We start from the raw sequence: 25,609 nt of genomic DNA, 5'->3' as shown, positions 1-25,609 counted from the left end.
GCAAAATTAATGTTGACCATCAAAGGTAATATTTGAATTTGCACGCAGTAAATGCTCACCGCCTTCTTCAGACAATTTAATTTGTAGACGCAGGTCGTTCGGTGAGTCGGCATGTTTGAGCGCATCTTTGTAGCTAATTTGCTTGGCTTTATAAAGGTCATATAAGGCTTGGTCAAAGGTTTGCATACCTAGTTCACGAGAACGCTTCATCAGGTCTTTAATTTCATGCACTTCACCCTTACGGATTAAGTCTGAAATTAAAGGTGAGTTGATCAAAATCTCAATGGCAGCACGACGTGAATTACCATCAATGGTTGGAATCAACTGCTGCGCAACCATTGCTTTTAAGTTCAAAGACAAGTCCATGAATAGCTGACTATGACGATCCGCTTCAAAGAAGTGAATGATACGATCGATGGCCTGGTTGGCGTTGTTGGCATGCAGTGTTGCAAAAACCAAGTGACCGGTTTCAGCAAAGGCAATCGCATAGTCCATGGTTTCACGTGAACGAATCTCACCAATCAGAATCACGTCAGGTGCCTGACGTAGCGTATTCTTTAAGGCAACTTCGAAAGAGTCGGTATCAATACCCACTTCACGTTGGGTAATGATACAGCCTCGGTGTTGGTGTACAAATTCAATCGGGTCTTCAATTGTAATGATATGACCTTTGCTATTTTCATTACGATAGCCAATCAAAGATGCCAAAGAGGTTGATTTACCTGTACCCGTTGCACCTACGAAAATGATAATGCCACGCTTGGTCATCGCTAATTCTTTTAAAATCGGCGGTAATTTCAACTCATCCATCGTTGGAATAACGGTTTCGATACGACGCAACACCATACCTGGCTGGTCACGTTGTTGAAAGGCGCTGACACGAAAACGAGCAGATTTACTGGTATTGCTAATGGCAAAGTTACATTCGCGCGTATCGGCAAATTCCTTACGCTGTTTGTCAGACATAATCGAATGTAAGATTTGACCGACAGTCGGGCCCGGTAACTTAGTCGAGCCAATTGGCAAAATTTGCCCATTGATCTTAATCGAGGGTTCAACATCGGCTGTAATGAACAAATCCGATGCTTTTTTCTCCACCATATAATCAAGTAAGCCGTTAAAATCCATAACGATCGCCCCAGAAAAATAAAAAAATTACAAGAAAGATTCGGGTTGTTTCGCTGCAGTCCGTGCAGTTTGCGTACTAATAATGCCTTTTGCGACAAGGTTTTTTAAGCTTTGATCGAGTGTGGTCATACCGTAGTTGGCACCCGTTTGAATCGCTGAATACATTTGCGCAACTTTATTTTCACGAATCAAGTTACGGATCGCAGGAATACCAATCATAATTTCATGGGCAGCCACACGACCACCGCCATTTTTCTTGAGTAGGGTTTGTGAAATTACGGCTTGAAGTGATTCAGATAACATGGCACGAACCATATCTTTTTCTTCAGCAGGGAATACGTCAATCACACGGTCAATGGTTTTTGCGGCAGAGGTTGTATGTAGTGTACCGAAGACCAAGTGACCGGTTTCAGCAGCTGTCAGCGCCAAACGAATGGTTTCAAGGTCACGCATCTCACCGACTAAGATAATATCCGGGTCTTCACGCAGTGCGGAACGAAGTGCTTCGTTAAAGCCGTGCGTATCACGGTGTACTTCACGTTGGTTGACCAAGCATTTTTTTGATTCGTGTACAAATTCGATCGGGTCTTCGACCGTTAAAATATGGTCATAACGGTTGTCGTTGATGTAATCAACCATCGCAGCAAGCGTGGTTGATTTACCCGAACCTGTTGGACCGGTCACCAATACGATGCCACGTGGATATTCACAAATATCCTTGAATATTTGGCCCATGCCAAGATCTTCAATGGTTAGTACTTTTGAAGGAATGGTACGGAATACGGCACCAGCACCACGGTTTTGGTTAAATGCATTCACACGGAAACGAGCCACACCAGGTACTTCAAATGAAAAGTCAGTTTCTAATTTTTCTTCGTAATCACGACGCTGTTTATCGTTCATGATGTCGTAAACTAATTTGTGCACTTCTTTGTGTTCAAGAGCAGGAAGGTTAATACGACGAACTTCACCATCCACACGAATCATTGGTGGCATACCAGAAGATAAATGTAAATCCGAAGCGTTATTTTTGGCAGCAAAGGCCAATAGTTCTGTAATGTCCATAAAATCCCCGAGATAAAAATTAAATCTTAATTATTTTGATAGAATAATAAGGCTTTCCCACAGCTTAACCAACACTTAGTTGCAGGGCAATGCAAAAAAAGATGAATGAAATGAGAACCCCGTCAATGAATAAACTTCAAGAAGCACGAAATCAAGTCTTGCAGCAAATTGAGCAGGCTTGCCAACTTGCGGGTCGACCACAGCAATCGGTTGAATTGTTGGCTGTATCTAAGACGCATCCTGCTGAAATGCTAAGAGAAATGTATGCAACGGGGCAACGCTCATTTGGTGAAAATTATCTGCAAGAAGCGCTTGAAAAAATTGAGGCTTTGGCAGATTTAGAGATTGATTGGCATTTCATTGGTCATGTACAGCGCAATAAAACCAAACATTTGGCTTCAAACTTTGCTTGGGTGCATGGGGTAGACCGTTTGATTATTGCGGAGCGTTTATCAAGCCAGCGAGAAGCGACGCAAGCACCTTTGAATATTTGCCTACAAGTCAATATTGATGCGCAAGATACGAAGGATGGCTGTCAGCCGAATGAAGTAGCAGATTTGGTCGCACAGATTTCTACGCTACCGAATTTACGCTTACGTGGACTGATGGTGATTCCTGCTCCAAACAATCCGCAAGCGTTTGCTGATGCCAAAATGCTCTTTGAACACGTCAAAGCACAGCATGCGAAACCTGAAGATTGGGATACATTAAGTATGGGGATGTCAGGCGATATGACTGATGCGATTGCTGCGGGTTCAACGATGGTTCGCGTGGGGACAGCATTGTTTGGCGCACGTGATTATTCAAAATAGGACAGAAGATTCAGCCTGCTTTCAAAAACTAGGCTTATAAAGTGTAAGCACAGCAGATAAATTTTCACAATAGATGAAACCTATGGGTTCAAAGTGAGCCTTTTAATTTGAACTTTCCATTAAAGTTGAGTACAAAATAATCAGGATGTTTTTGATATTGAAGTAATTCACACTTGGACAAATAGGGAAGTTCATGACGGCATATTATCAGTTGATTCAACGCGACGTAGATGCGCAAGGCTGTGTCACGGCACATTACCATTCGACCAATTTAGCACAAGGTGCATGGAATGCACATGAGCAACACATGGCACCAGCTACAGGCATTATTTGTGCTGAATTAGACCGTTTTTCACCACGTCATGATATGCGTATCGGGCGCATTAGCCTCGATATTTTGGGCTTAATTCCTGCTGGCGAGTTTGAAATAATCACGCAAGTGATTCGTCCGGGAAAAACCATTGAACTGATTGAATCTGAAATGCGGGCTCAGGGCAAAACCTGCATTGTGGCACGCACTTGGCGCATGATGACGCAAAATAGCCAGTCCGTGAAAGGTTTGGAGGATGCTGATGTGACTGGGCCAGAAACTGCGCCGATTTGGGACGGTATCCGTCAGTGGCCGGGGGGATATATTCAGTCGATTGAAGCAAGAAGCCATGGGCGCCGTGCAGGTCAAGGCATTGTGTGGCTGAGAACACAGCATGACATGGTTGAAGGTGAGCCGACTGCTGATTTTGTCCGTTTAATGGGCATGGTTGATACCGCCAATGGTATTGTTCCGCGTCAGGATTGGCCATTTGGCTGGGGCTTTCCAAATCTGGATCTACAAATCCATTTGCACCGTTTACCACAGGGACAGTGGTTAGGTCTGGAAACCGTGCAGCAGTATGGAGCGGATGGTGTTGGTTTGAGTAGTTCTGTATTGCATGATGTCCATGGCCCATTTGGGCGTAGTGAACAGATTTTAACGCTACGTCCACTCGGGACGTAATGATCTAGAGAATCAAAAATTATAAAGCCTGCTTTAAGCAGGCTTTTTTTAAGATACGATTTGGATGGTGCTTGCACCTGCTCCGACAGGATTGACTTGAATTTGCACAGGGATTCGTTCGTGCATTTCTTGAATGTGAGAAATTAGCACGACTTTACGCCCTTGGTTTTGTAGCTGATCCAGAGCATTCATCACCATGTGCAGACTTGAAGCGTCTAGCGTACCAAATCCTTCGTCAATAAATAGGCTTTCAATTTTTGTTGTACCTGATGCCATGCTCGCAATGGCTAAGGATAAAGCGAGTGCTGTTAAGAACGACTCACCACCTGAAAGCGAAGAGACAGAGCGAGTTTCGCCATCCATGTCATGATCGATAATGGCTAGACTTAAGGAATTTTCAAGGCGCTTTAAGGTATAGCGCTGTGAAAGTATCGCCAATTGCTGGTTAGCATACTCGATTAAAATATCAAGGTTATATTGCTGCGCCAAATCACGGAACTTCTTGCCCGTTGCATCGCCCATTAAGCTCGAAATTTTATTCCAACGATGTTCTTCAGATTGGATCTGTTGAATCTGATCGGCAAATTGTTTTTGTTTGCTGAGGTTAGAAAAATGAACATCTAACTTACTTTTAAGTTGATCTCTAAGTTCTTGCTGTTCTGCAAGGGCTTTAAGATTTAGTGCAATGACACGCTCGATTTGTAAAATTTGTATTTCAGGCTGTGTTTTTAAATGCTGTTTCAACGTTTCTTGAATAGCCTGAATACCTGCTTGAGCATCTGAATAGGCACGTTCTGCATTTAAAACACGCTGTTTAAGCTGCTGTTCTTGTTCATATGAAATTGCACTAAGTTGCGCTAACAGCGTTTCACTAAATTCTGAATTTTGGCTCATCCATTGTTGAAGCGTATTTTCAACATGCCTCATTTGAGTGACTAATTGTGTTTGCTGGGTGAGGTATTCTTTTAAGCGACTTTGACTGGTTTCAAAGGCTTGACGTACTTGATCGAATGTTTGACGAGCCTGATTGAATCTCGTCTGTAACAGTTGTCTGTTTTGGTCAAAATCATTTAACCAATCATGTGGTTTTTCAACTTGTGTTTGGGTCATCTCAAAAATAGTTTGAATCGCAATATCACTATTTTTTTTGCCCTCAATTGTTAAATTTTCAATTAGATTTTGAGCCGTTTGAATTTTTTCCTGACTAAATTTAATTTGTTGCTGATAGTGCTCAAGCTGTTGTGAAGTTTGATTATATTGAGTATTTAACTCGTGGCGTTGCTTTAAGTAATTTTGACGTTGTTGTAGTGTGTGATAAATCTGTTCAGCCGCGCTTAAAGTCGACTGTTCCCATAATTTTTTTTCTACGTCATTCAACACAATGAGAATATGCTGAATATTGATTTCAGCTTGTTGCACACTGGATAAGTGCTGTGTGGTTTGTTGAATTGAAGTTATGAGTGCATGACTTTGTTTTTGAGCATTTTCATGTGAAATTAAGGCATCTTCAGTTTGTTTTTGCGCTTGTTGTGATTCATTGATTCTTGTCTGAATCAGTTGCGCCAAGGCTTCATGCTGATGTGAAAAATCAAAAGAAATATTTAGAATATTTAATTGTTGTTGAAGCGCATTTTTTGCCTGATCAAGTTGTATTTTTAAGGTCGCTAGCTGTTGCGCATTGGCATCCATTAACGCGGTTTGCTGAGTGGAGGTGGTTTGTAATTTTTGCCAAGCTTCGAAAGCCACTTTTTCCAATGCAAGTGCTTGTTGTTCTTGTTGCGTTTGTAGTTTCAGTAATTCATCAGAAAAAGCTTCTTTTTCTGAATAAGGATGATGGGTACTTCCACAGACTAAACACGCTTCGCCATCGACCAAATCTGCACGCAATTTTTCAATATTTTCCGTATTCAGTAAGCGCTGTTGTTGCAACATGTGTTGCAGTTTTTCACGCTCATTTTTCTGCGTTTGATAGGTAAGTTCGGCCGTTTTTAGCTGCGTATGACTTTGTTTAATTTGCTGAGCTAGTGTACGTTTCACCGTCATGAGATTGTTGTTTTCAGCATCAATATTTTGGAAGCTTTGCCATTGTTGCTGAACAACATTGAGCTGATTTAATTTTTGTAAAAGCTGGTCACGTTCGTAACGTAGTGATGAAATTTTCTGATTGAGCGCATCTTCTTGCCCAAATGTTTGCGTTAATTTTTCAAGTTGTTTTTGTTGTGTCTGTAATTGTGTATTGGCTTGTTGCACATTGCCATAATTTTTTTCAAATTGTGCATAACTTTGAATAAATCGTTGAGTCTGTGTGATATGCGCTGAAAGTGCATCATCGAGTGAGGCAAAGTGATTTGAACTTTCTAGCTGTGCCGTGTGTTGAGCAATATTGGTTTGCAGTTGCTCAAGCTGTTCCTTCATCTGTTTTTCATTGTTGATATGCGGAACAAGTTGGTTTTCAATCTCTTTAAAATCACCTTGCGCTTTGCGTAATTGATCTACCAATACAAGACGTTCAGCAATCCGGTCACGCACCAGTTTAATTTTGTCTTGATGTTGAATCTCAAATTGATGCTGTTGTTTTTGTTCTGTATCTATTTTTTCAAAGATGGTTTTTTCAGCATTGAATTGTTGTTCAATCTCTGAAAAATGCTGTTGTGCATGTGTCAATTGCGGCTGTAATTGTGCAATTTCAAGCTTGATATTTTTTTGTTGAATTACACTTGGGCGTATAGATGAAAAGCGTTCAAGTTGTTGCAGTTGTAGCTTTTCAGGCGCAAGTGCATCAAGTTGTTGTTGCTGATTTTGTAGTTGTTGCTGACGTGCTTGCACATCAGTTTCGTATTTTTGCTTTTGTTCATACCACTGTTGATTTTTTTCGAACGCTGATTTTTCTATTTCCAGCTTTTTATATTCTGTAGAAACCGTATTGAATTGATTCGTGGTTGTTATTAGATCTTCATCAGACAATATTTCAATATGTCCTAAAACATTTTCCAGCTCTTTACGCTGATTGGCAATTTGTTTAGTTTTTTCAAAGGCCAATTGACCAATTTTTCCGAAAATACTGGAATTGGTCAGATATTCCAATAGCTCGCCACGTTCATTATCACGCGCTTTTAAAAAAGCGGTCACTTCTGACTGAGCCAGTAAAACAGCACGAGTAAATTGCTCAAAACTGAGTTGAGTAATGCGTAAAATTTGGCTCTCAACCGCTTTAGTTTTATCTGCAACGACACTGCCATCCGTTAAGCATTTCAGTGAACGCTGTACGCTTTGCAATTTGCCATTTGGGTTTTCACGGGCACGTTTAATTTCCCAACGCGCTGAATAGACTTTTTGGTCTTGGGCAACAAAGCTGAGCTCGGCAAAGCCTTGACCTGTGCCACGGCGTAATACGGTTTGCGGTGAGTTGGTTGGCAACTCTGAACCATCGATATCGATCAGTTTACCATCGCTGTCTTTTAAACGTGGCACACGATTAAACAGCGCCAAACACATGGCATCTAAAATGGTTGATTTACCTGCACCAGTTTTGCCAATAATTGCTACTAAGCCTGCACTGGCTAAAGGCTCAGATTCAAAATCAATAAAATGTTCACCCGCTAAAGATGCCAAGTTTTTAATACGTATAGATAAAATTTTCATGACAATTCCTTAAGCATTCACATCATCTTCAAGTGATTTTTGTGCTTCATCGACCAAACTTAAAAAATCTTTCATTACGGTGTCATCAGCACCATAGCCTTGTTTTTCCCAAAGGTTTTGGAATAATTTTTCAGGCGTAGGTGGATCAAGGTTGATTGCGGCTTGTTGCTGATTATTTTGATCTGAGTTTAAATAACGGCGGCTGATGCGCACCAACCGATAACGGTTCGGCGCTAAAGCCTCTTCAAACTGCTGTCTTAAATTAGGTGCAGGCGGGGTGTCGGTATGGTATTCAATTTCGACATATTCACGCTGATCAATATCTTCAATTTCACCGCTCGCCAAAGCAGATAATTGTGCCAAAACTTCTGGAATTGTGCCTTTGATGCGATGCAATTGCACACTGCGCGGAATTGCTAAGGACCCCATTTGAAAGCGTGATTCATCTGTTTGAGTTGGATCAATACTGATCTCAAGCACTTGGTGCTTATAATTAATTTCACTAAATGACAGGGGAATCGGTGAGCCGCTATAACGGATATGGGTCTGTGCGACTTTTTGCGGTTTATGCAAATGCCCAAGTGCGACATAGTCAATTACATCATCAAATAGGGCAGTCGAAAGCGCTTCTTCATTGCCAATAATAATCGGGCGCTCTGAGTCCGACGTTTCACCGCCTTGCATGTGGGCATGTGACATTAAAATTAAGGCTTGATCTGAAGTTTTACGTGCTTTGGCTTCCGCAATTAATTGCTGATGCACATAGGTAATAGCGTTTTGGCTATTGGTGGTTTGATCATTGAATCCGGTGATCTCGGCAGCCCGTAAAAAAGGTAAGGTTAGACACCATGCCACAATATTTTTGTGTTCATCATAAATAGGCACGAGTAATCGGTCTAAATCGAGCTGACCTTCAGTATTTTTATGGACCACGCCAACAGCTTTGGCATGGTATTTTTCTAATAATGGCTCAACTTGTTCAATACGGTAACCTGAGTCATGATTGCCTGCGATCATCAGGGTTTGCATGTGCGGGGCACGCACATGCGCATCGGCTAAAAATTGATAGAGCTGTTTTTGCGCTTTGGAAGCTGGGTTGATGACATCAAAAATATCGCCAGCTATCAGCAGGGCATGCGGCTGCTTTTGTTCTATTTGTTCGAGTAACCAATGAAGAAACTGTTCGTGTTCGTAGTCACGTGAGTGGTTATAGAAGAATTGTCCTAAATGCCAATCAGAAGTATGAAAAAAACGAACAGTCATGCAAGCCCCCAAAAATCAAAAAAATTGATTGGGGTCTAAAGTATCACAGATGTTCACATTTTCGAGGGTGATTAATCATTCATACGTCAAACTAAGTCGTTCTCGACAGTTACAAGGTCATCAATCTAAGCTGTTACTGTGCATTTGGATCGACTTGTACGAGGCCAAAGGTATTGTGGTCTGGGTCTAAGAAATAGCCTTGCCAACATTGACCAGGAATCGCAAATTTTTCCATGGCAATTTGACCACCCTGCGCCAAAATTTTCTCAGCGATATGGTCGAAATCTTCAACTTCAAAACTACAGGTAAATGCATTGGTGCCGCAGTGCGTTGGTGGAGTCTGAGCAGGGCGTTCTAACAGGCCACCATGAATGCCTTGAGTTTCAATACGGAAGTATTGAATCGGTAGCCCTTCAACTGGGATAAATGACCAACCGAAAACCGCAGAATAAAAGGCCACTTCACGCTTTGGATCGGAGCTTTGAATTTCAAAATAGCAGAGCTGGTTCATTGTTATTACTCTTTGTTTGATGGATTGCACATTTCAAATAGCAGAGATTTGAAATTAGGCTAAAAAATACCAAGAACTAGGAATATAAAATGTTGTTCTAATCCTGTATATAGATCAATTGTTGTACAGTAGGTGTATTACCTGCATTTGGGGTAGCAGGAGATGCAACATGCCAAATAATCCTTTTGATGAAGAAAAACTTGCAAATAGTATGGTGTATAAGACTTTATTAGAGTCTACATTAGCCATTCCTTGGTGTATTGATTGGGACAGTAAAACATTCAGCTATATTGGACCGCAAATTGAAAAGTTGCTCGGTTGGAAGCAAAATACTTGGCGCACCGTTCAGGACTGGGCATCACGTATGCATGAGGAAGACCGTGATTTTGTGCTGAATTATTGTGTTTCGCAGTCGATGGCTGGTATAGATCATGAGGCAGATTATCGCGCACTTAAAGAGGATGGTTCATATCTTTGGATACGTGATGTTGTTCATGTCGTGCGTAAACCAAATGGTGATGTAGATTGTCTTGTCGGCTTTATGTTTGATATTTCCGAGCGGAAAAAACAAGAGGAACAACTACAAAAATTGCAACGTCAGCTCGAAGAATATTCATATAAAGATGGCTTAACTGGTATTGCAAATCGACGTTTGTTTGATGACTTTTACCAGCGTGAATGGTTAAACGCAATCCGCACGCAAAAGCCGCTGAGTTTAATTTTGATCGATTTGGATTATTTTAAACAATACAATGACTTGAATGGTCATGTGATTGGGGATACATGTCTGCGTCAAATTGCTAAAAGTTTGGAATCTTGTTGTACACGACCTCGTGATTTAGTCGCGCGTTTTGGTGGTGAGGAATTTGCTTGGATTTTACCAGAAACCAATGAGGCAGCAGCAGCAGTGATGGCCGATAGAATTATGGAGGCCGTGCGTGCTGCACGATTACCGCATAAAGCTTCAGCGGTGTCTGAACTCGTCACACTCAGCATGGGGGTAAAAACCATTATTCCATCAGATCTAGATAATCGAATGCAATTTTTGGATCAGGTCGATAAAAACCTCTATGTAGCGAAAAGACAGGGGCGTAATCGCTATTGTGCTGCATAACATGGCTTTGCTGTTGTGACTTATTTTAAAGTTGCAGCAAGTTTTTAGTCAGTCGATATTTTATCGGCTGATTTTTTTGGGTGTAGAATATAAAAATTAAATGCTGAATACATAAGGCACAAAATAAAAGACCGACGATTCGAGTGATGATGAAATCGTCGGTCAAAAAATCGATTTCAAATTTAAGTGATGGCTGCTGTTCATACTTAAATTCAAAATGAAACTTATTGCTTTTAAAAAGGTCACCGAAACATTGTGGATGCCGTCCAAATCATCGGTTGCTACAGACCTTGTACCCTATATAACGTAGCCGTTTACAGATTGGTTGACATGAAAATGAAAAAAAATGCATTTTTTTTTATACTAGGTGTCAACTTCTTCTTGGGTTAGGGTCATGGTGTCTTTAACACGTTATTTTTTCTTGTTTTTTTTCATTTGTTTAATCATGACCTGTATTTGCGGTGTGATCGCTGCATTATTGCCACAGGGTTTAGGCGGTATTTTAACGGTCGTACCCTACCTGATTGCCATGATCGTGGTGTTATTTCGGTTTTTAAATAAAAACCAGAGAGCACCGACACAGGCAGAACGTAAAAAATTTACCTTAGGTTTTAGCCTGATTTTTTGGTTATATAATTTAGCTTTTGTACTTTTGGGTATCGTAATTTTTTCAAGAAAAGATCCTGAAATTTGGCAAAATTTAATGCTCTATGTTCAACATCCTCAGTTTATGAGTTTAATGGTGATCATGTTATTACTGATGGCTATCCCTTTGTATTTAATCACCTATTGGTTTTATGGTCCGCAAGCACAGCGGATGGCTTCTCAAAAGTTTGGCGCATAAAGCTTGATCATCTGGTGATCTTGTTCTATAGATAACAGTATTATTTCATATAGATAAGAACAAATTATGCATCAGCCCACAGTACTGCTGACGGGTGGCAGCGGTTTTATTGGCACACATCTCATCAAGGCACTTTTAGCTGCGGATTATAAAGTGATTGGGCTCAGTCGTAAGGCTGGGCGTATTTCTAAATCACCACATTTAACTTGGGTACAGCAGCTCGATCAAATTCCTCATGACCGAATTGATTATGTGATTAATCTTGCAGGTGAAAGTATCGGCAAAGGTCGCTGGACAGAGACGCGTAAACAGCAATTATTAGAAAGTCGGGTCAAAACCACAGAAGCGCTGTATCAATATTTACGTAAACGTAAAATTTTTCCGAAATGCATTATTTCAGGTTCGGCTGTTGGCTATTATGGTATTGATATTGAAGAACAATGGACAAAAGTGTGCGATGAAAATACTGCACCACAAGCCATTTTTATGTCAGAGCTATGCCAAAGTTGGGAGCAAGTCACACGCCAATTTCCTGAACAAAATACCATTATCACACGACTAGGTGTGGTCTTGGCTGAAGGTGGCGGAATCTTACCGCAAATGCTGCGACCGATTCAGCTCAATTTGGTCAACAAAATAGGTTCCGGTCGGCAGCCTTTTGTGTGGATACATATACAAGATGTGATCCGAAGTATGCTGTTTTTAATGAAACAAGCAGAGAAAAAATATGGGTTGCTTGAACCTACGCCAATCGATCCGCATATTTTTAATTTAGTTGCGCCTGAAAAATCGACACAGGCTCAGTTTGCGCAGATTGCAGCACGTCAATTAGCCAAAAAGCCGTGGCTCAATGTGTCTGCAACTGTCTTTAAAATTTTATTGGGTGAGCAATCGCAATTAATTTTAAATGGTCAATTGGTTCAGCCAGTTGCTTTATTACAGCAAGGGTTTGAGTTTAAATTTCCGACGTTAAAAGAAGCCTTACAGGATTTATTGGCTTAGTTGAAATTGGCCTATTGACCATTAGTCGACGCTTAATAACGCATCTTGAAACAGGCGAGTTGGACTATAGTTGTCTGCATTGAATGAAGGCGTTTCCCCAGTCATCAGTTCAGCCAATAACTGAGCTGAAGCTGGTCCCATGCATAAACCATTTCTAAAATGCCCAAAATTTGCCCATAGATTGTCGTAATTTGGCATCTGCCCAATATACGGAATCCCTTCAGGGGAAGATGGACGCAGGCCAGCCCAAGATTTCACAATCGGAAAGTTGGCAAGCTCTGGCACCATGTCAAAGCAGGATTTTTGAATATGCTGCAAGGTTGTATTTGTTGTCTGAGTATCAAAGCCACATTGGCGCATACTTGAGCCGCAAACCACATGACCGTCTTGGCGTGGAATCAAGTACATGACTTTATTCATGCACATGGTCGGCAACCAGTTCTGCGGAGTTTTAAAGAGAAGCATTTGTCCTTGTACGGGTTGTACGGGTATCTCAATGTCTAGTTGTTCACTCCATGCGGCTGACCAAGCGCCCGTGGCAATAACGAATTGATCAGCTGTATGTTGTTTGCCATCTGCGGTGGTGATGGACTGGATACGATTGTCCGAACGGTTTAATTGGCGGATAGGGCAATGTTCATAAATCTGAACTTTGGGATGCTGCTGTAAATAAGCCGTTAATGACTGCAAAAGTCGCGGATTACGGATGTTGGCTAATTGCGAAAAATAAATGCCATGTGCAAAGCGTGCTGAAATGTGAGGATTAATCTGCTCAATTTGCTCGGATTGTAAATATTCCGCCTGTTGCATTGGGTCTTGGTGCAAACGGGCATAATCTAAACCGATTTCAAAATCATCTTCATCAAAAATCAGCATCCCAGTTTCATGAATTTCAAAATCAATCCCAGTCATAGGTTTTAATTTTTCATTCCATCTTTGGTAGCTCTGTTTGCCATAACGTGCAAGCGCATTGACTTCATTGGGATATCGCCAAGGATACATCGGGGAGAGGATGCCACCACCGGCCCATGATGCAGCAGAACCTGTGCGTTGTTGGTCGAAAATTGTCACCGTACAACCACGTTCGACCAATTCCAATGCGGTGAGTAAACCACTTACACCCGCCCCAATAATGGCAATATTCATGTTCTTTTAACCGATGAATGTATAAGTTTGATCTAAACTTCAGCAATGCCGAAGTTTTTCTTCCATGACTGTTTTTTGAATTTTACAGAGATAAAAAAGCCTTCCTGAACGTTACTATTTCAGGAAGGCTTTGCGGGTTATTTCATGTCTTTCAACATGAGTGCTGCATCTTCAGCAAAATAAGTCCAGATCCCATCTGCACCTGCACGGCGGCAACTCATCAGCGATTCGATAATCACGCTATCAGACAACCAACCATTTTGAATGGCACCTGCCAACATGGCGTATTCGCCACTCACTTGATAGACAAATGTTGGAACACCGAAGTTATCTTTGACTTCACGGACGATATCTAAATAAGGCATACCTGGTTTTACAATCACCATGTCGGCGCCTTCTTGGATATCCAGTGCGATTTCATGTAAAGCTTCTGCACGGTTACCGATGTCCATTTGATAGTTATATTTATTGCCACCTTTGAGGTTGCTTGAAGAACCTACCGCATCACGGAATGGCCCGTAAAAGCTAGACGCATATTTTGCAGAATAAGCCATGATGTTGGTATAGATATGGCCATTGGCTTCAAGGGCTTGGCGAATTGCACCGATACGACCATCCATCATGTCACTTGGTGCAACCACATCTGCACCCGCTTCGGCATGGCTGAGCGCTTGTTTAATTAAGCATTCAACGGTTTCATCATTCAGTACATAGCCGGTATCATCAATGATACCGTCTTGACCATGTGTGGTGTATGGGTCGAGAGCACCATCAGTGATGAGAACCATTTCTGGTAGTTCTTTTTTTAATAAGCGGATGGTGCTTTGGACTAAGCCATCTTCATGCCAAGCTGCTTCAGCCGTTAAGCTTTTATCTTCCTGTGGTGTAACTGGGAACAAAGCTAATTTTGAAACACCCAATTCGAGTAAACGTTCTGCCTTTCTTAGTAACAAGTCAGCAGATAGACGCTGTACGTTTGGCATGCTTGGAATGTCTTGAGTTTGTTGCTGGCCTGGCAACACAAATACTGGATAAATGAGATGATCAGTCGTCAGTTGAGTTTCACGCACCATGGCACGAAGCTGGTCATTTTTACGAATGCGACGCATGCGGGTAGCTGGAAAAGCTGGACGATTGAACGTATAGGTCATAACAATCTCATTGATCAGTATTAAACTTTGACTATTGTAGACGCATAATGAGGGTTTGGCGCACCCCGTATTATTTTTTTATTCAATGACAGCGATTCGAGTAGGCTATGACAGATGTAAATAAGAGTTGGACCGGTAATATTGACCTAAACTCGAAGATTGAAATCGATACTTTATTAAATAACATTGCTCAAGCATTTAACAGCTCCCCATTTTTTGTACACAATGCCATGAAAATGACGGTGATTGATGGTCAGATCGAAGCACGTGTCGACATGGCCAGTAATTTAATTGGAAATGTCGCATTCCAAATTTTACATGGTGGTGTAGCGGCAACCTTACTCGACAGTATCGGTGGTATCTCTGCAATGGCAGAATTGTATAAAAAGGCCACAGCTGAAGATCTAGTAGAAACTAGTAAAAAGGTATCTCGCTTAGCGACCGTCGATATGCGTGTGGATTATTTGGCGCCAGGACGTGGACAGTATTTCGTTGCACGAGCTGAAACCTTACGTTTAGGTCGTAAGGGCTGCACCATGCGTATGACCATGGTCAATGATGAAGGTAAAGCGATTGCAACAGCGATTGCATCGTATGCCTATTAAGCCATTCTTAAGTTAACACATTCAAAATAATGAAAAAATAAAGTCCAGTATTGGCAGCAGGGCATGATTTTATCCTGTTGCCGACGAAAAAAAGACTGACGAGTTACATTTTCTATTCTCAGGATATGATTTTTTAGCTTTAAAATGCCGGAAAATTGAAGAAGATAGACTTTCTCACGACACCATTATCTGACAGCAAAGTTGACATGCTTTGCAAAGCTCATGATGCCATGACCAAGTCTGCTAGATTTAGGACAAATCTATGACAGATACCGTTAGTAACCTGCCAGAAACCCCATCTACAAAGCAGCCCACCGATCAGGAATTAAAAGCACGCAGAAAAAAAGGCCTTGGTATAGTGGCTGTATTGATCGTGATTGCTTTGGTGATGTATTTGATTTGGTCAATATTTCTAAATCATTCCGTCAGTACCGATAATGCCTATGTCGGTGCAGAAACAGCGTCGATTACCTCGATGGTCACGGGGCAAGTGGCAGAGGTTTTGGTGAGTGATACGCAGCAAGTGAAAAAAGGCGATGTGCTTGTTCGCATTGATGCTCGTGATGCTGAAATTGCCTTAGCTCAGGCACAGGCTGAATTACTTAAAGCAAAACGCCAATACAAACAAACTGCGGCGAATAGTAGTTCTTTAAACTCACAAATCTTTGTCAGTGATGATGCAATTCATAGTGCAAGCGCACAAGTGGCCAAAGCACAAGCCGATCTGAATAAAGCACAAGATGAATTACAACGTCGTCAACAATTGGCTGCTTCGGGTGCGATTTCTAAAGAAGAATTAAGCACAGCGCAGAGTGCTGTGAATACCGCTAAAGCCAGTTTTGATGTGGCACAAGCAGGACTCGCTCAAGCCAAATCTAGTCAAAAAGCGGCACAAAGTAATAAAGCTGCAAATGATGCATTAATTCAAGACAGCAATGAAAATTCAACCCCAGATGTTTTAATTGCACAAGCACGTCTACAACAAGCTCAGTTGGACTTAGAACGTACACAAATTAAAGCACCCTTTGATGGTGTAGTGACACGTCGTAATATTCAAGTTGGGCAACGCATTGCACCGGGAACGTCATTAATGATGGTGGTGCCAGTTTCTCAGTTATATGTCGATGCCAACTTTAAAGAAAGCCAATTGGCAGGGGTGCAAGCGGGTCAAAAAGTTGAACTGACATCTGATCTGTATGGTGACAAAGTTAAATTTAATGGCATAGTCACTGGTTTTTCTGGTGGCACAGGTTCAGCATTTGCCTTGATTCCAGCACAAAATGCCACAGGAAACTGGATTAAAGTGGTTCAGCGTTTACCTGTGAGGATACGTTTAGATCCAAAAGAGTTGGCAGAACACCCACTACGTGTGGGGCTGTCTATGGAAGCGACGATTGACCTGAAATCGAAGTAATTGCCTATGAATCAGCAAATGCAAATGACTGACTTAAAAGGTGGTCGTCTGATTCTCGCTGCCTTGGTCTTGGCATTGGCGAACTTTATGGTTGTGCTCGACATGACCATTGCCAATGTATCTGTGCCGCATATTACTGGTAGCCTTGCAGTATCGGCATCCCAAGGGACATGGGTCATTACTTCCTATGCCGTGGCAGAAGCGATTTGTGTGCCATTAACTGGTTGGCTCGCTGGGCGCTTTGGTTCTGTACGGGTTTTTGTGATCAGCCTGTTTGGCTTTACGGTATTTTCGATACTGTGTGGTTTATCGACCAGTTTGGAAATGTTGGTGTTTTGCCGAATTGGGCAAGGTTTGTTTGGTGGCCCAATTATGCCACTGAGCCAAACGTTGTTAATGCGCATTTTCCCTCCTGAAAAGCAATCGCAAGCCATGGGGATGTGGGCAATGACCACTGTGGTTGGCCCCATTTTAGGTCCAATTTTGGGTGGTACGATCAGTGATAATTTATCTTGGCATTGGATTTTCTTTATCAATATTCCTGTCGGGATCGGTTGTGCTATCGCAGCGATGCGCTTACTGAAAACGGCTGAAACACCTACACAGAAATTGAAAATAGACCGCGGTGGTTTACTGCTGTTGGTGTTGTGGATCGGTGCCTTGCAATTGATGTTGGACTTGGGTCATGAACGAGATTGGTTTAATCATCCATTTATCGTGGTGTTGGCACTGACGGCATTTGTCGGGTTGATCGTTTTTACGATTTGGGAGCTGACTGAGCGGCATCCTGTGGTGAATATACTGCTGTTTAAGTACCGAAGCTTTACCATTTCGGTCTTGGCTTTGGCCTTTGGTTTTGGTGCCTTCTTCGGGAGTATTGTCCTGATTCCGCAGTGGTTACAGATCAACTTGGGCTATACCGCAACGTGGGCAGGCTATCTCACTGCAACGATGGGCGTCGGTAGTCTGACCATGTCGCCAATTGTTGCGAAGCTTGCAACCAAATACGATCAACGTGCTTTAGCGAGTTTTGGTTTAAGTATCTTGGGCGGTGTAACCCTTATGCGGGCCTTTTGGACCACGGATGCGGACTTTATGGCTTTGGCTTTACCGCAAATATTACAAGGTTTTGCCGTGCCATTTTTCTTTATTCCTTTGTCCAATATGGCCTTGGCATCGGTACTGCCACAAGACATGGCATCTGCGGCAGGTTTGATGAACTTCTTAAGAACCATGGCTGGGGCTATTGGCGCATCGATTGCTGTTACCATTTGGGATGATCACACCAAAGTCGCACGCAGTGAAATGGTCAGTAATTTACATGTTACTGAGGTACAAAACACCTTGGTGAATCATGGAATGAGTTCAGAAGCTGCTTTGGGATATATCTCCAGTTTGGTGGATAAAGAAGCCTTAACGCTTTCAGCCAATCATGTGTTTTTAGTCTTGACGGGTGTCTTTATATTCGCTGCACTGATCATTTGGCTCTGTCCGCGACCTAAAGCAGGTGTGGGTGGTGGTCATGCACATTAAATATTATCAAGTATAAAAAAACCGCTCAAATGAGCGGTTTTTTTTATTGCATACGGTGTTGATTGAAAAAAATTAAAGGTCCGAGCGCGCCCGTTTGAGTGCAGACTGCCACTGAGCCAAATGAAATTCACGTTGATCAGCATTCATTTTTGGTTCAAAAGCACGTTCTAATTGCCATGATGCAGCAATTTCATCAAGATTTGAAAACACACCCGCTTTGAGTCCGGCCATTGCGGCAGCGCCCCATGCTGTTGATTCTAAAAGTTTAGGACGCAGTACAGGCACATTTAAAATATCGGCCTGAAATTGCATCAGCATATCATTGCTACTGGCACCGCCATCGACCCTGAGTTCTTTAAGTGGACTAGACAGGTCTGACTGCATGGCGGTCAATACATCCGACACTTGAAAGGCAATGGCCTCTAAGGCGGCACGAGCTATGTGGGATTTATTTGTACCACGTGACATTCCACAGAGGAGGGCACGGGCATCACTATCCCAATGCGGAGCGCCTAGCCCAGTAAAGGCAGGAACCAAAACCACGCCATCGGTATGCTCCACTTGGCACGCGAGTTTTTCAACATCACTGCTTTTTTGAATAATCCCTAAACCGTCTCTTAGCCATTGCACGATTGCGCCAGCCATAAATACACTGCCTTCTAGTGCATAATGGGTTTGACCTTGAGCTTGCCATGCAAGTGTCGAGAGTAATTTATTGTGGCTATATTGAACTTCAGTGCCGGTGTTAAAGAGCATGAAACAGCCGGTACCATAGGTGTTTTTTGCTGTTCCTGCTTCAAAGCATGATTGTCCAAATAACGCAGATTGCTGATCACCTAAAATGCCGGTAATGGGAATGTTTGCGCCAAGTAAACCTGTCGCGGTATCTGCAATATATTCATCTGAACTGATGATTTTAGGAAGGACCGAAAGGGGAATATCGAATAATTCTAAGAGTTCTTCATCCCATGCTTGTTGCTGCAAGTTCATTAGCATGGTTCGTGAGGCGTTGCTGGCTTCAATCACATGCTCTGCACCTTGCGTCAGATTCCACACCAACCAACTATCAATTGTGCCGAAAGCCACATGACCTTGCTCAGCGAGTTCACGTAGACCTTGAGTGTGTTCTAATAACCAGACCAATTTCCCAGCACTAAAATAGGGGTCGATACGTAAACCGGTCTTTTTGTGAATGAGGTCATTGAGGTTTTGTTGAGTTAGTTGCCCACACCACTCGGTTGCACGGCGGTCTTGCCAGACAATTGCAGGAGCAAGCGGTTGACCTGTGCGTTTATCCCAAACCACAGTGGTTTCACGCTGATTGGTCAGTCCAATGGCTTTAATGTCTTTGGCGAGGATACGGGCAGAAGCGAGCGCTTGCTGTACGACGGCAATTTGGGTACTCCAAATTTCCTGAGCATCTTGCTCCACCCAACCCGAATGTGGGGTTTGAATATGGGTTTCCCGTTGAGCTGTAGCTTGAACTTGTCCATGTTCGTTAAAAATGATCGCACGACTTGAAGTCGTTCCTTGATCGAGTGCCAATAAATAGCTCATATATTTTTCTTTTGCGGTCTTGAAAAATAAAATATTAACGCAATTATGTAATTAAGCGCAGATCAATGTGTAATTGTTTCGAAATTGCATCGCAATTTTTTGCAGTTATGCTATGATGACGCTACTTTGGGGATGTTTCTGGCTTCGACGCTGGTGATGAAACTCATAGATGCATGTCGAGAGCGCATTTTCTCTCGTAAATCAAATTTGCATATTTTAGTCGCAAACGACGAAACTTACGCTCTAGCTGCCTAAGGGCAGCTTGTCCGCATCCCTGAATACTTGTGGTTAGGGGTCCCGACTGAAGCGAACGCACACAAGTCCGTATAAGATCAAGCCTTGGGGTCTTATACTAAATCTTAAAGGATCGCGATTTGTACCCTGTTCGTCGGGTCACAAAGAGCTAAATCAATAGACGATATCTAAGCATGTAGTATTCTCGAGCGTAGTGCTGGCGGACGCGGGTTCAACTCCCGCCATCTCCACCAAAATTCAATTCAGAGATGTTCGACTGAATGTAAAAAAGCCCTTAAATTCAATATTTAAGGGCTTTTTTATTGGCTGTATTGTCCGATCCTGTCCTAAGCTGTGTGACCCAATTTTTGCCTTCTGCGGGTAATTATTGGGAAAATTTACCCAATTATTTTTAGTCTAGATAAAGGGTATATACAGATGAAACTCACGGATACTGAATGCAGAAAAGCACAGCCCCAATATAAGCGTTATCGTCTTTCAGATGAAAATGGTTTGTCATTATTGGTGACACCTGCAGGGCAAAAATACTGGAATGTACGTTATACCGTTCATGGTGAGCGTAAGTCAGAATCACTTGGTCTATATCCAGACATGAGTTTAAAGAAAGCGAGAGAGCTTGCCCTTGAGCTGAAATACAAGCATTCCAAATCAGTCTTATACGAAGACATCAAGCCATTTTTTAAAGAGGTGGCAGAAGATTGGTTTGAGAATCAAAGAGAAACTTGGTCAGCAAAGCATATCAGTAATGTACGCGCATCTTTAGATGAGCTTTACATTGCTCTCGCAAATAAACGAATCAATCAGATTCAGGCACCTGAGATTTTGCAGGTTATTAAAAAAATTGAAGCTAGAGGTTCGACTGAAGTAGCTAAACGTACGCTATCTCGATGCGGTATGGTGATGAAATATGCCATAGCCCACGGCTATCGATATGACAATCCAGCTAGTGATTTGGTTTATGCGCTTAAGAATAAGAAAGTGAAAAATTTGGCTTCATTATCTGAAACTGAAATGCCTGAATTTCTTAGACGGATTAAAGCCTATCCTGCTGATGCTCAAACGCATCATGCAATTATTTTGATCATGCTTACAGGTGTTCGAGTAAGTGAATTACTGCAAGCACGTTGGGAAGAGTTTGATCTTGAAGAACGAAAGTGGGATATCCCTGCTGATCGTATGAAGAATGGTTTACCTCATCGTGTACCTTTAACAGACATGATGATTGAGGAACTTCAGGCATTACGTTTGACACACAACCAAGACTTATTATTCCCACATAGATTAAATAACAAAGAACCTATGCGTAGTGAATCAATTTTGGCTGTGATCAAGCGTTCTGGTTATGCAGGTAGAATGACAACGCATGGTTTTAGATCTTTGTTTAGTACTGTGCTAAATGAGTCAAATTTGTTTAATTCTGATGCCATTGAACGTCAGCTTGCCCATGTGCCACAGAACCGGATTCGTGCTGCTTATAACCGAGCACAGTACTGGGATGAGCGTGTAAAGATCATGGAATGGTATGGGGAGAAGGTAAAGGTGTGGTTGGAATAATCACGGGATTTGAAAAATAATTTAGTGAGGAAATAAAACTTAAAAGGCGTGCTTAGCACGTTTTTTTTTTGCCAAATTTCTATCTTCTGATTGAGGTAATGATATTTAGACTTAATTTCTGAATATGGCTAGTGCTTGTAGAAAGGTTATTTTTATAGCTTTTCATCACACAATTAAACTTGAGCTCTAATCCAATATTTGAGAGATAATATTTCAAAAATAGAATTTAATATTAAAAAATTAACTATATAAGAAGTAAGTTTTTAGGGGATAGAAATGTATCTAAAAACCTAAAAGACCTTATTTAATTGCCTTTTAGACAGTAAGAAGATATAAAACAATAAAATTTTAAATAAAAACTATCTAGACAATATTGAGGGGATGAAAATGAAGTTGCAATGGCTTGATGATACCGATGCATTTTATGATGGGTGTTTTTCATATCTAAAAGCAAAATTCCCCAATAAGAGACCAAAAATTTTAGGTGGTGAAAAATATACTGAGCAACCTATATATAATGAAACCGTTGTCGCGTTAGAGCTGATACATCATGTTCTTAGACGTATCGAAGACCGTTCGGCGTATACACGAAAAGATTTTGAAGATGCGCAGGGTAATGATTATCTGAAGATCAAGATTATTAATTTTTATAAACCGCTAGCGTTAAATACTTCTGATGAAATGGCTAATGCATTTCAAAATTTTGCTAAGCATTATTATTGGGATTCCCGAATTTATAACTATAAAAAATTTTTACAAAGTCCAGCAGGGTTGCAAGATTTAGATTTCTCTGACCCAAAGATGTGGAGCGTAGAAAAATTTGATGCTGGAATTTTTTTTGATTTTCTAGATCGCTACAGTGCTTTTCTGGAGTCAGCCTCAACTACAGAAAATGACGAGTTTAAAAAGTTCGATTGGCTTAATAGAAAAATTGATGAGCAAAATAGAATTTATGAGAATTTACTCTTTAGTTATGATCAATTGGTAACAGAGAAAATCAGGTTTGGAATTTGTGTATTCGATGTTCGTTTGCCAATTCAATTAGAGGATGGGATTATTAACTATCAATCTATTTCTTCAGCTAAATTTCTAGGTGATTTTGCCCGATATATGGGTGGTGAGTTTGCACAAGATGATGGTGTATTGTTGGTTGTTAATCATACGCATGTTTTGAGTCTAGATTATGTAGCTATAACATTCTTAGTCATTTACAAAATTAAAAATTATGAATCTCAAGAGAGGTTAGTGGAGCACTATTCTAAAAGAATTCAGAGCTATATTGTGACTCGAAGTATTGAACAAATAAGAGTGACTAATTGTGAAAAAATGATCAAGAAAACATATCCATCAGATCACTTCGTTGGAGAGTTGGTTGGCCAAAAACAGAAAATTAATTTTCGAGATAAGTTTCTGAAATACTTTTTATCTAGTAGTTTTTTATTAAATGTAGATAGTGATGAGCTACTGAAAGTAAGCGTCCGCTGAACACACCTTCTGAATTCATCCTATAAGCCTTAATTTAGTCCCCACTTAGAAACAAGTGGGGACTTAAATTTATGACTACAAATCATCAGACATCCATCGCATCTCTTGCGAAAAAACGAAGAACATACAGTGCTGAATTTAAACAGCAGATCGTTCAGGCTTGTAAAGCACCGGACGTTTCAATTGCTTCAGTCGCTTTGCAACATGGATTGAATACAAATCTTGTATCCAAATGGATTCGCTTAATTGATGCTAAGCCAGGGAGTGATCGCTCACCACTACCGAATAAACCTGCATTTATTGCCTTATCTTGCTCTGCACCATTAGATCCTACTCCTACTGACATGTTAAAAGTTCAAATTACTTTACCCCACTCAAAAGCAGAAATTGGCTTGAAATGGCAAGTATCAGAAATACCTGCCTTGGCAGAATTACTCAAGGTGCTGGCAACATGATCCGTATCGATGAAATCTGGCTTTCTACCCAACCTCTGGATATGCGAGCAGGGATGGATACTGTCATGGCTCAGGTGGTGAGAGCCTTTGGCTACATTAAACCGCATTGTGCTTACCTGTTCTGTAATAAACGTGGCCATCGCATGAAAGTGCTGGTACATGATGGACTGGGCATCTGGCTGTGTGCCCGGCGTTTGGAACAGGGAAAATTCCACTGGGCTAAAGTTCACCAGGGTGAAAGCGTAGCTCTCAACCCGGAACAGTTACAGGCATTAATCCAGGGTTTGCCTTGGCAGCGCATTGGACGACAGCAGGTGGTCACGATGCTCTAAACCAAGCTCGGCTATTCTGCCATCCTCCAAACGTTCTATTTCATTCTTCTCATGACCTCAGGCATACTGCGGTCATGAATACGCTGCCAGATTTAAGCCAACTGACCCATGAACAACTGCTGGAATTCACCCGGCAGTTGGCGATGCAGCATCAACAACTCGCAGAAGATAAACAACAATTAGATGCTCAAGTTCAACATCTGGAAGTATCAAATCAACAATTAGATGCCAAAGTTCAACATCTTGAAGTCACCAATCAGCAATTAGATTCTAAAGTTCAGCATCTTTCTATTCTCAATCAAAAATACGAGCATGAACTGGCGCTGTTTAAACAGCATAAATTCGGCAGTAAAAACGAACATCTCACCGCAAAACAAATCCATCTGTGGGATGAGGCGGTCGAAGAAGATATCGCAGCCGTTGATCTGGAATTAGAACGATTAAATGCAGATAAAACCCATGCAGCGACACAGAAAGCCACAGTCAACAAACCTAAACGTCGACTGCTGCCAGATCATCTACACACCATCCGTATTGAGCATGAACCTGCATCAACCCAATGCAGTTGTGGCTGCCAGTTACGTCGTATCGGCGAAGATATCAGTGAAAAACTGCATTTCAGACCGGCACAGTTCTATAAGGAACAGCATGTGCGTGGTAAATGGGTCTGTGATCAGTGTGACACTCTGACTCAGCAAGCGATGCCCGCCTATGTGATTGATAAAGGCATTGCTTCACCTGAATTGCTCAGCCATGTGCTGGTATCGAAGTATGCCGATCATTTGCCGCTGTACCGTCAACGTCTGATCTATCAGCGGGCGGGAATCGAACTTTCTAGATCAACTTTATCTGACTGGATAGGTCGCTGCGGTGTGGAACTGGAACCTCTGGCCAATGCCTTAAAAGAGGTGGTACTACAACAGCAGGTGCTGCATGCAGATGAAACACCAGTCACCATCATGCGGATGGGTGAGAATGATAAAAAACCGAAGAAAGGTTATGTCTGGGCCTATGCCACCACACAGTACAATCCAGTTCAGGCGGTGATCTATGACTTTCAGGATAGTCGTTCAGGCCAGCATGCTGCAGAGTTCTTGAAAGGCTGGCAGGGCTATCTAGTCTGTGATGATTACAGTGGTTATAAAGCACGCTTTAAATCAGGCCAGGTCATAGAGGTGGGCTGCATGGCCCATGCACGTCGTAAATTCCATGAACTGCATGTAACTGGGAAAAGTCAGGTCGCTGAACAGGCCTTAGTGCTGATTCAGAAACTGTATGCGATAGAAGCAGAACTCAGGAAAAAGACCGATGGTACAGCGGAAGACCGCCGCGAATACCGACAACAGCATAGTCAACCAGTGATGCAACAACTATATGAATGGCTCAACCAACATCATCTGACAGTGCCATCGAGTTCTCCTACCGCCAAGGCCATCAATTACACTCTGAAGCGTTGGCCAGCCTTAAGCCGCTATCTGGATGATGGCAATCTACCGATTTGCAATAACTGGGTGGAAAACCAGATGCGCCCCTGGGCGTTGGGACGTAAGAACTGGTTATTTGCAGGTTCGCTGCGCAGCGGTCAGCGAGCAGCCAATATTATGACATTAATCCAGTCAGCAAAGCTGAATGGGCTGGATCCCTATGCCTATTTAAGTGATGTGCTGAAAAGGTTGCCGACACATAAAGTGACTCAGATTGAAGAATTACTGCCACATCGCTGGAAATCCAACTCAAATTAAAAAAT

At 41.9% G+C, this 25,609-nt stretch carries 21 protein-coding genes and 1 other RNA gene; 14 read left to right on the top strand and 8 right to left on the bottom strand.

Going from position 1 to position 25,609, the window contains the following annotated elements; all coding sequences use genetic code 11:
- Positions 1-6 precede the first annotated feature (6 nt).
- Together MST17_RS12405 and MST17_RS12400 are read right to left on the bottom strand one after the other, a co-directional pair.
- Positions 7-1,128, bottom strand: a complete 1,122-nt coding sequence (locus MST17_RS12405; protein WP_168379063.1) for a PilT/PilU family type 4a pilus ATPase — start codon at positions 1,126-1,128, stop codon at positions 7-9.
- A gap of 27 nt (positions 1,129-1,155) precedes the next feature.
- A complete protein-coding gene (locus MST17_RS12400) occupies positions 1,156-2,193 on the bottom strand; it encodes a type IV pilus twitching motility protein PilT (protein WP_078190026.1) in 1,038 nt (345 codons plus the stop codon).
- Positions 2,194-2,318: 125 nt separating this feature from the next.
- Here MST17_RS12400 and MST17_RS12395 point away from each other — a divergent pair, with 125 nt between their 5' ends.
- Both MST17_RS12395 and MST17_RS12390 read left to right on the top strand, forming a co-directional pair.
- Positions 2,319-3,005: a YggS family pyridoxal phosphate-dependent enzyme gene (locus MST17_RS12395; protein WP_180026560.1), complete on the top strand. Its 687-nt coding sequence runs from the start codon at positions 2,319-2,321 to the stop codon at positions 3,003-3,005.
- Positions 3,006-3,198: 193 nt separating this feature from the next.
- Positions 3,199-3,999, top strand: a complete 801-nt coding sequence (locus MST17_RS12390) for a thioesterase family protein (RefSeq protein WP_078193098.1) — start codon at positions 3,199-3,201, stop codon at positions 3,997-3,999.
- Positions 4,000-4,047: 48 nt separating this feature from the next.
- On the opposite strand, the gene MST17_RS12385 is transcribed toward MST17_RS12390, so the two are convergent.
- The 3 genes from MST17_RS12385 to MST17_RS12375 form a co-directional block, all read right to left on the bottom strand.
- Positions 4,048-7,641 carry an AAA family ATPase gene (locus MST17_RS12385; RefSeq protein ID WP_180026561.1) on the bottom strand — a complete coding sequence of 1,198 codons (3,594 nt, stop codon included), beginning with the start codon at positions 7,639-7,641 and terminating at the stop codon, positions 4,048-4,050.
- Between the two features lie 9 nt (positions 7,642-7,650).
- Positions 7,651-8,904: an exonuclease SbcCD subunit D C-terminal domain-containing protein gene (locus MST17_RS12380; protein WP_168379059.1), complete on the bottom strand. Its 1,254-nt coding sequence runs from the start codon at positions 8,902-8,904 to the stop codon at positions 7,651-7,653.
- A gap of 133 nt (positions 8,905-9,037) precedes the next feature.
- Positions 9,038-9,415 carry a VOC family protein gene (locus tag MST17_RS12375; protein WP_180008234.1) on the bottom strand — a complete coding sequence of 126 codons (378 nt, stop codon included), beginning with the start codon at positions 9,413-9,415 and terminating at the stop codon, positions 9,038-9,040.
- A gap of 169 nt (positions 9,416-9,584) precedes the next feature.
- Between MST17_RS12375 and MST17_RS12370 the strand changes: the two genes are divergently transcribed.
- The 3 genes from MST17_RS12370 (at position 9,585) to MST17_RS12360 (ending at position 12,375) form a co-directional block, all read left to right on the top strand.
- The gene (locus tag MST17_RS12370) at positions 9,585-10,529 is read left to right on the top strand and encodes a GGDEF domain-containing protein (protein ID WP_180004261.1); all 945 of its coding nucleotides are present in this window, start codon (positions 9,585-9,587) and stop codon (positions 10,527-10,529) included.
- Between the two features lie 394 nt (positions 10,530-10,923).
- Complete coding sequence (locus MST17_RS12365) at positions 10,924-11,373, top strand: ABZJ_00895 family protein (protein WP_180026562.1); 450 nt, start codon at positions 10,924-10,926, stop codon at positions 11,371-11,373.
- Between the two features lie 66 nt (positions 11,374-11,439).
- Positions 11,440-12,375: a TIGR01777 family oxidoreductase gene (locus MST17_RS12360; RefSeq protein ID WP_180026563.1), complete on the top strand. Its 936-nt coding sequence runs from the start codon at positions 11,440-11,442 to the stop codon at positions 12,373-12,375.
- Positions 12,376-12,396: 21 nt separating this feature from the next.
- Here MST17_RS12360 and thiO read toward each other — a convergent pair whose 3' ends face one another.
- Together thiO and hemB are read right to left on the bottom strand one after the other, a co-directional pair.
- Complete coding sequence (gene thiO / locus MST17_RS12355) at positions 12,397-13,521, bottom strand: glycine oxidase ThiO (RefSeq protein WP_180026564.1); 1,125 nt, start codon at positions 13,519-13,521, stop codon at positions 12,397-12,399.
- Between the two features lie 137 nt (positions 13,522-13,658).
- Entirely contained in the window at positions 13,659-14,672 is a 1,014-nt protein-coding gene (hemB, locus tag MST17_RS12350; protein ID WP_180026565.1) for a porphobilinogen synthase, read from the bottom strand.
- Between the two features lie 107 nt (positions 14,673-14,779).
- Here hemB and MST17_RS12345 point away from each other — a divergent pair, with 107 nt between their 5' ends.
- The 3 genes from MST17_RS12345 to MST17_RS12335 all read left to right on the top strand — a co-directional run bounded on the left by MST17_RS12345 (position 14,780) and on the right by MST17_RS12335 (position 18,224).
- Positions 14,780-15,277: a thioesterase family protein gene (locus MST17_RS12345; RefSeq protein WP_180026566.1), complete on the top strand. Its 498-nt coding sequence runs from the start codon at positions 14,780-14,782 to the stop codon at positions 15,275-15,277.
- A 262-nt stretch (positions 15,278-15,539) separates the two neighbouring features.
- Positions 15,540-16,691, top strand: coding sequence for an efflux RND transporter periplasmic adaptor subunit (locus tag MST17_RS12340; RefSeq protein ID WP_180026567.1), 1,152 nt, complete (start codon positions 15,540-15,542; stop codon positions 16,689-16,691).
- A gap of 6 nt (positions 16,692-16,697) precedes the next feature.
- Positions 16,698-18,224: a DHA2 family efflux MFS transporter permease subunit gene (locus MST17_RS12335; protein WP_180026568.1), complete on the top strand. Its 1,527-nt coding sequence runs from the start codon at positions 16,698-16,700 to the stop codon at positions 18,222-18,224.
- A gap of 72 nt (positions 18,225-18,296) precedes the next feature.
- On the opposite strand, the gene glpK is transcribed toward MST17_RS12335, so the two are convergent.
- Complete coding sequence (gene glpK, locus MST17_RS12330) at positions 18,297-19,781, bottom strand: glycerol kinase GlpK (RefSeq protein ID WP_180010036.1); 1,485 nt, start codon at positions 19,779-19,781, stop codon at positions 18,297-18,299.
- A gap of 128 nt (positions 19,782-19,909) precedes the next feature.
- On the opposite strand from glpK, the gene ssrA reads away from it, so the two are divergent.
- The 6 genes from ssrA (at position 19,910) to MST17_RS12300 (ending at position 25,604) form a co-directional block, all read left to right on the top strand.
- Positions 19,910-20,269, top strand: a transfer-messenger RNA (tmRNA) gene (gene ssrA / locus MST17_RS12325).
- 184 nt (positions 20,270-20,453) lie between these two features.
- Positions 20,454-21,590 carry a tyrosine-type recombinase/integrase gene (locus tag MST17_RS12320; RefSeq protein WP_180026569.1) on the top strand — a complete coding sequence of 379 codons (1,137 nt, stop codon included), beginning with the start codon at positions 20,454-20,456 and terminating at the stop codon, positions 21,588-21,590.
- Between the two features lie 387 nt (positions 21,591-21,977).
- Positions 21,978-23,075: a hypothetical protein gene (locus MST17_RS12315; RefSeq protein WP_180026570.1), complete on the top strand. Its 1,098-nt coding sequence runs from the start codon at positions 21,978-21,980 to the stop codon at positions 23,073-23,075.
- A gap of 71 nt (positions 23,076-23,146) precedes the next feature.
- Positions 23,147-23,530, top strand: coding sequence for a transposase (locus tag MST17_RS12310; protein WP_004828545.1), 384 nt, complete (start codon positions 23,147-23,149; stop codon positions 23,528-23,530).
- Positions 23,527-23,862 carry an IS66 family insertion sequence element accessory protein TnpB gene (gene tnpB, locus MST17_RS12305; protein ID WP_004828548.1) on the top strand — a complete coding sequence of 112 codons (336 nt, stop codon included), beginning with the start codon at positions 23,527-23,529 and terminating at the stop codon, positions 23,860-23,862. The genes MST17_RS12310 and tnpB overlap by 4 nt, the downstream gene beginning before the upstream one ends.
- Before the next feature lie 74 nt (positions 23,863-23,936).
- The gene (locus MST17_RS12300) at positions 23,937-25,604 is read left to right on the top strand and encodes an IS66 family transposase (RefSeq protein WP_180009710.1); all 1,668 of its coding nucleotides are present in this window, start codon (positions 23,937-23,939) and stop codon (positions 25,602-25,604) included.
- Positions 25,605-25,609 lie beyond the last annotated feature (5 nt).

It is taken from the genome of Acinetobacter sp. YH16056_T, from assembly GCF_024605895.1.
GTDB classification, from domain to species: Bacteria; Pseudomonadota; Gammaproteobacteria; order Pseudomonadales; family Moraxellaceae; genus Acinetobacter; species Acinetobacter amyesii.
Note: the sequence above shows the minus strand (reverse complement) of the source record. Positions and strands in the feature narration are given on the sequence as shown.